Source organism: Burkholderia sp. E168m23, assembly GCF_016586125.1.
In the GTDB taxonomy this organism is placed as follows: domain Bacteria; phylum Pseudomonadota; class Gammaproteobacteria; order Burkholderiales; family Burkholderiaceae; genus Burkholderia; species Burkholderia orbicola.
This window is the reverse complement of the sequence record NZ_BCPP01000424.1, coordinates 1-5,867: the sequence shown is the minus strand read 5'-3', so window position 1 is coordinate 5,867 and position 5,867 is coordinate 1. Positions and strand designations below refer to the sequence as shown.

Below are 5,867 nucleotides of genomic sequence, written 5' to 3'. Positions count from 1 at the left end.
GGCTCGGGCTTCTATCTCGCGATGCACGACCTGGAGATCCGCGGCACCGGCGAAGTGCTCGGCGACAAGCAGTCGGGCGAAATCCACGAGATCGGCTTCCAGCTCTATACGGACATGCTGAACGACGCGGTGAAGGCGCTGAAGAACGGCAAGGAGCCCGACCTCACCGCCCCGCTCGCCGCGACGACCCGTAATAACTTCGTATAGCATACATTATACGAAGTTATACGAATAAACTCGAAGCTTTCACCGTCGTAGCCGCGAAGCCGGGCTTCAATAATCACGAGGAAAACGGCCAGTCGGCGTTCGAGACCGTCACCGAAGCGTCGTTCCCGGGCAAGTGGAAGATCATCTACTTCTATCCGAAGGATTTCACGTTCGTGTGCCCGACGGAAATCGTCGAATTCGCGAAGCTCACCAAGCAGTTCGAAGAGCGCGACGCCGTCCTGCTCGGCGGCAGCTCGGACAACGAATTCGTGAAGCTCGCATGGCGCCGTGAACACAAGGATCTCGACAAGCTGAACCACTACTCGTTCGGCGACGTCAAGGGCGAACTGATCGACCAGCTCGGCGTGCGCGACAAGGAAGCCGGCGTGGCCCTGCGTGCAACGTTCATCGTCGACCCGGACAACACGATCCAGCACGTTTCGGTGAACAACCTGAACGTCGGCCGCAGCCCGGAAGAAGTCCTGCGCATTCTGGACGGCCTGCAAACGGACGAACTCTGCCCGTGCAACCGCGCAGTCGGCGGCGCAACGCTGTAAGCGTAGCAATGCACGAAGCCCGCGGCGCACGTCCTGCCTGCGGGCTTTTTTAACGGCCAACCCATAGGAGATATCAATGGAATTCATCGACTCGATTAAGGCACGTATCCCCGACTACGCGAAGGACATTCGCCTGAACCTCGACGGCACGATCTCGCGCTCGTCGCTCGAAGGCACCGACGCGGTCGGCGTGGCGCTGGCGGCGGCCATCGCGGCGAAGAGCACGGTGCTCGTGAAGACGATCCGCGAAGCCGGCGTGCTGTCGCCCGAAGAGACGAACGCCGTGCTGACGGCGGCCGCGCTGATGGGGATGAACAACACCTGGTATCCGTATGTCGAGATGGCCGACGACGCCGACCTGAAGACGCAGCGCGCCGAACTGCGGATGGGCGCGTATGCGACGCACGGCGGCGTCGACAAGCGCAAGTTCGAGATGTACGCGCTCGCCGCGTCGATCGTCGGCAAGTGCCACTTCTGCGTGAAGTCGCACTATGCGCTGCTGAAGAACGAGCAAGGAATGACCGTCACGCAACTGCGCGACGTCGGCCGCATCGCGTCGGTGATCAACGCCGCCGCGCAGGTGATCGCCGCCGAAGGCGAATAAGCGATCCGGCCGCCGGCCCTGAGCCGCGCGTGCTGCAAACGAAAATGCCACGCATTCGCGTGGCATTTTTCATTTCGGCGACGCGGCGCGCGGCGTGAACCGCACGCCGCCACGGCCGGACGTCAGGCACCCTGCTTGATCAGCAGCGCGGCGGCCTGCGCCTCGATCCCCTCGCCGCGGCCGAGATAGCCGAGCTTCTCGTTGGTCTTCGCCTTCACGTTCACGCGCTCGAGCGGCAGCCCGAGATCCGCCGCGATGTTCGCGCGCATCCCGTCGATATGCGGCGCGAGCTTCGGCGCCTGCGCGATCACGGTGCTGTCGACGTTCTGGATCGTGAAGCCGGCCGCCTTCACGCGCTCGGCGCACGCGCGCAGCAGCACGCGGCTGTCCGCGCCCTTGAACGCCGCGTCCGTGTCGGAGAAATGGCGGCCGATGTCGCCGAGCGCCGCCGCGCCGAACAGCGCGTCGGTGATCGCATGCAGCAGCACGTCCGCGTCCGAGTGGCCGAGCAGGCCGCGCTCGTACGGAATCGTCACGCCGCCGATGATGAGGGGGCGCCCTTCGACGAGCTGGTGCACGTCATAGCCTTGTCCGATTCTGAAATCCATGCGTAATCCGGTTTGAGATGGGGTGAAAGTCAGGAAGCGTTCGCGGGGCGTGTGAGGATCGCCTCCGCGAGCGCGAAATCTTCCGGGTACGTGACCTTGAAGTTGCGCAGGCTGCCCTGCACGACGCGCGGCGTGTGGCCGGCCCATTCGATCGCGCTCGCTTCGTCGGTCAGGTCGTGCCCTTCGCGCTGCGCCCGCAGGATCGCTTCGCGCAGCATGCCGATGCGGAACATCTGCGGGGTCTGCGCCTGCCACAGGGCGTCGCGCGACTCGGTGCGCGCGATCGCGTCGCCGCCGGCCGGCACCCGCTTGAGCGTGTCGGCCACCGGCAGTGCGACGATCCCGCCGACCGGGTCGTCCTTCAGGGCCGCGACGAGCGTGCGGATCAGCTCGGGCGTGATGCCGGGGCGCGCGGCGTCGTGCACGAGCACCCAGTCGTGGTCGGTCGCGCCGAATTCGGCCAGTTCCAGCAGCCCGTTGAGCACCGACGCCTGCCGCGAGCCGCCGCCGCAGCGGCGCACCGCGAAGCGCAGGCCCGCGAAGCGGCGTGCATCGAAATGGGAGTCGTCGGGCGCGAGCACGACGAGCGTCTGCGCGAACTCGCTGCACGCGTCGAACGCGGCAAGCGTGTAGTGCAGCAGCGCGCGGCCGGCCAGCGTGCGGTATTGCTTCGGCACGGCCGAACCGGAACGGCTGCCCGTGCCGGCGCAGGGAATCAGGGCGAAAAGTCGGGGAGTCACGAAAGGAAACGCCGGAAAGGTGAAATCGAGAAGCGGATTTTATAATAGGTCTTTCGTCTCGACCGGCGCACCGCGCTGCGCCCGTGCACGCCACCCCTGTCGTCCCTATGCCAGATAACGCTTCCACCCCGTCCGCTTCACCCGTTGCCCGCGTCAAGCCCGGCCAGCGTTTCGCCTTCGACGGCGCGCACGGCTCCGCCGACGCGCTCGCCATCGCCCGTTATCTCGCCGACAACCGCCAGGACGTGCCGCTCCTCGCGGTGATCTGCGCGAACGCGGTCGACGCGCAGCGGCTCTCGCAGGAAATCCGCTACTTCTCGCCCGACGCGCGCGTGCGCCTGCTGCCCGACTGGGAAACGCTGCCGTACGACACGTTCTCGCCGCACCAGGACCTCGTGTCCGAGCGGCTGGCCACGCTGCACGACCTCGGCGAGGGCCGCTGCGACATCCTGCTCGTGCCCGCCACCACCGCGCTGTACCGGATGCCGCCCGCGTCGTTCATGGCCGCGTACACGTTCGCGTTCGCGCAGGGCGAGCGGCTCGACGAGGCGAAGCTGAAAGCGCAGCTCACGCTGGCCGGCTACGAGCACGTGAGCCAGGTCGTGCGCCCCGGCGAATACTGCGTGCGCGGCTCGCTGATCGACCTGTACCCGATGGGCTCGCCGCTGCCGTACCGGATCGACCTGTTCGACGACCAGGTCGATTCGATCCGCGCGTTCGATCCCGACACGCAGCGCAGCCTCTACCCGGTGCGCGACGTGCGCCTGCTGCCCGGCCGCGAGTTCCCGTTCGACGAAGCCGCGCGCACGGCCTTCCGCAGCCGCTGGCGCGAAACCTTCGAAGGCGACCCGAGCCGCGCGCCGATCTACAAGGACATCGGCAACGGCGTGCCGTCGGCCGGCATCGAGTATTACCTGCCGCTGTTCTTCGACGAGACGGCCACGCTGTTCCACTACCTGCCGCAGGACGCGCACCTCGTGTTCACCGGCGACCTCGAAGCGTCGATCCGCCGCTTCACGGCCGATACGAAGCAGCGTCACGCGTTCCTCGCGCACGATCGCGAGCGGCCGATCCTCGAGCCGCAGCGGCTGTTCCTGTCCGACGAGGATTTCTTCGCGTTCGCGAAGCCGTTCGCGCGCGTCGTGCTGCCCGCGCAGCCGGCCGGCGGCTGGGCGACCGCCCTGCCCGAACTCACCGTCGACCGCCATGCGGACGATCCGCTCACGTCGCTGCGCACGTTCGTCGAATCGTCGGGCAAGCGCGTGCTGCTGACGGTCGAATCGGCCGGCCGTCGGGAAACGATCCTGCAACTGCTCGCCGAACATCACCTGCGGCCGTCGTCGAACGACGATTTCGCGAGCTGGCTGGCGAGCGATGCGCGCTTCGCGCTCGGCGTCGCGCCGCTCGCGAACGGTTTCGCGGTGCCGGGCGAAGGCTATGCGATCGTCACCGAAACCGAGCTGTACGGCGCACTCGGCCGCCGCGCGGGCCGCCGCCGGCAGGAACAGGCGAGCAACGTCGACGCGATGGTGCGCGACCTGTCCGAGCTGAAGGTCGGCGACCCGGTCGTCCACGCGCAGCACGGCATCGGCCGCTACATGGGCCTCGTGTCGATGGACCTCGGCGAAGGCGAGACCGAATTCCTGCATCTCGAATACTCGGGCGACAGCAAGCTCTACGTGCCCGTCGCGCAACTGCACGTGATCTCGCGCTACAGCGGCGCCGATCCCGACAGCGCGCCGCTGCACGCGCTCGGCTCCGGCCAGTGGGAGCGCGCGAAGCGCAAGGCCGCGCAGCAGATCCGCGATACGGCCGCCGAGCTGCTGAACCTGTACGCGCGCCGCGCGGCCCGTGAAGGCCATGCGTTCTCGCTCGACCCGCGCGACTACGTGAAATTCGCCGAAAGCTTCGGCTTCGAGGAAACGCCCGACCAGGCCGCGGCGATCGCGGCCGTGATCGGCGACATGACGAGCGGCAAGCCGATGGACCGCCTCGTGTGCGGCGACGTCGGCTTCGGCAAGACCGAGGTCGCGCTGCGTGCGGCGTTCATCGCGGTGCTGGGCGGCAAGCAGGTCGCGCTGCTGTCGCCGACCACGCTGCTCGCCGAGCAGCACACGCAGACCTTCGCGGACCGCTTCGCGGACTGGCCGGTGCGCATCGTCGAGCTGTCACGCTTCAAGACCGCGAAGGAAGTGAATGCGGCGATCGCGCAGATCAACGAAGGCAGCGTCGACATCGTGATCGGCACGCACAAGCTGCTGTCGTCTGACGTGCAGTTCAAGCGTCTCGGCCTCGTGATCATCGACGAGGAACACCGCTTCGGCGTGCGCCAGAAGGAAGCGCTGAAGGCGCTGCGCGCGGAAGTCGACGTGCTGACGCTCACCGCGACGCCGATCCCGCGTACGCTCGGGATGGCGCTCGAAGGGCTGCGCGATTTCTCGGTGATCGCGACCGCGCCGCAGAAGCGGCTCGCGATCAAGACCTTCGTGCGCCGCGAGGAAGAAAGCGTGATCCGCGAGGCGATGCTGCGCGAGCTGAAGCGCGGCGGCCAGGTGTACTTCCTGCACAACGAAGTCGAGACGATCGAGAACCGCAAGGCGATGCTCGAGGCGCTCGTGCCCGAGGCGCGCATCGTGATCGCGCACGGCCAGATGCACGAGCGCGAACTCGAACGCGTGATGCGCGATTTCGTCGCGCAGCGCGCGAACGTGCTGCTGTGCACGACCATCATCGAGACCGGCATCGACGTGCCGAGCGCGAACACGATCATCATGCACCGCGCGGACAAGTTCGGCCTCGCGCAGCTTCACCAGTTGCGCGGCCGCGTCGGCCGCTCGCACCACCAGGCGTATGCGTACCTGCTGGTGCACGATCCGCAGTCGCTGACCAAGCAGGCGCAGCGCCGACTGGAAGCGATCCAGCAGATGGAGGAACTGGGCTCGGGCTTCTATCTCGCGATGCACGACCTGGAGATCCGCGGCACCGGCGAAGTGCTCGGCGACAAGCAGTCGGGCGAAATCCACGAGATCGGCTTCCAGCTCTATACGGACATGCTGAACGACGCGGTGAAGGCGCTGAAGAACGGCAAGGAGCCCGACCTCACCGCCCCGCTCGCCGCGACGACCGAAATCAACCTGCATGCGCCCGCGAT

5 protein-coding genes and 1 pseudogene are annotated in these 5,867 nt (G+C 67.1%); 4 read left to right on the top strand and 2 right to left on the bottom strand.

The features are described from left to right. The 3 genes and pseudogenes from JMF90_RS20970 to JMF90_RS20960 form a co-directional block, all read left to right on the top strand. A pseudogene (locus tag JMF90_RS20970) lies at window positions 1-198 on the top strand (hypothetical protein); the annotation flags it as partial. 17 nt (window positions 199-215) lie between these two features. Next, complete coding sequence (locus JMF90_RS20965) at window positions 216-764, top strand: peroxiredoxin (protein ID WP_201325387.1); 549 nt, start codon at window positions 216-218, stop codon at window positions 762-764. A 76-nt stretch (window positions 765-840) separates the two neighbouring features. Continuing rightward, window positions 841-1,368 (top strand): carboxymuconolactone decarboxylase family protein, encoded by a 528-nt coding sequence (locus tag JMF90_RS20960; protein WP_006478562.1) that lies wholly within the window; start codon window positions 841-843, stop codon window positions 1,366-1,368. Window positions 1,369-1,490: 122 nt separating this feature from the next. Here the strand turns inward: JMF90_RS20960 and ispF are convergent, their stop codons facing one another. Next, complete coding sequence (gene ispF / locus JMF90_RS20955) at window positions 1,491-1,976, bottom strand: 2-C-methyl-D-erythritol 2,4-cyclodiphosphate synthase (protein WP_077179220.1); 486 nt, start codon at window positions 1,974-1,976, stop codon at window positions 1,491-1,493. A gap of 29 nt (window positions 1,977-2,005) precedes the next feature. Continuing rightward, window positions 2,006-2,716 (bottom strand): 2-C-methyl-D-erythritol 4-phosphate cytidylyltransferase, encoded by a 711-nt coding sequence (gene ispD / locus JMF90_RS20950; protein ID WP_077179221.1) that lies wholly within the window; start codon window positions 2,714-2,716, stop codon window positions 2,006-2,008. A gap of 107 nt (window positions 2,717-2,823) precedes the next feature. On the opposite strand from ispD, the gene mfd reads away from it, so the two are divergent. Then, on the top strand, window positions 2,824-5,867 hold a 3,044-nt coding region (gene mfd / locus JMF90_RS20945), incomplete at its 3' end, for a transcription-repair coupling factor (RefSeq protein ID WP_201325386.1).

Bases quoted from the DNA above. Each gene is read 5' to 3' on its own strand.
- JMF90_RS20960 (WP_006478562.1), top strand. From the start codon at position 841: ATGGAATTCATCGACTCGATTAAGGCACGTATCCCCGACTACGCGAAG.
- ispF (WP_077179220.1), bottom strand. From the start codon at position 1,976: ATGGATTTCAGAATCGGACAAGGCTATGACGTGCACCAGCTCGTCGAA.